This is a genomic window from Paenibacillus sp. S29 (genome assembly GCF_049319765.1).
Taxonomy (GTDB): Bacteria; Bacillota; Bacilli; order Paenibacillales; family Paenibacillaceae; genus Paenibacillus; species Paenibacillus polymyxa_B.
In genome coordinates, this window is the sequence record NZ_JBMOUI010000058.1 from 1 (window position 1) to 638 (window position 638).

Here is a 638-nt window from a genome sequence, read left to right on the forward strand (position 1 = left end):
AGACCGCGCAAACGGCAATAGCGAAACCCATGGAGCTCTTTGGCATCCGCGAAGCTTCGCTCAATCGTCTCTTTTCGTTTGCGGTACAGCCGTTTCCCGGATGGGCTTAGCCGGTTGCTCCGTACCCACTCTTTGCTGTCTTCCCAGACATGCCGAGTCACCACTTTGCGGTGGTTTCGAGACTGGGTACACTGGTCTAGCAGTGGGCAATGCTGGCACTGAGCTGGGTCAGAGGCATACTGCCGGTATCCCTTACGGTCCGTCGTTCGGTAGGGCAGTTCCTGTTGGGCTGGGCATCTATACACATTGCGTTTGGCATCGTATTCAAACTTCCATTTCGGAAACAGCCCTTGTCTGGGATGGAATCTTCGGTGAGCAATCACGGCAAAAATCTTTCGGTTTTGCAAACCTCGGCAAATCGGCGTCGTTAAATAACCTGAATCTAGCGCAACAGCTTCTACTTGAAAACCAAAGCGTTCTCTTTGTCGATCCAAACGGGACAAATAGGGGACAGAATCATGTACATTCCCCGGCGTCACATGCACATCCGTAATCAGATTGTACTTCATATCCACTGTGCGGTGGTCCAGATAGAAGAAGCCTTCAGGCTTGCCATCACGGATCATATAGCCGCTGTC

General features: G+C 51.7%; 1 protein-coding gene. It reads right to left on the reverse strand.

Annotated elements, in window-relative coordinates; all coding sequences use genetic code 11:
- The coding region (locus tag ACL9RM_RS26435; RefSeq protein ID WP_414126699.1) for a transposase at nucleotides 1-638 on the reverse strand (638 nt) is incomplete at both ends.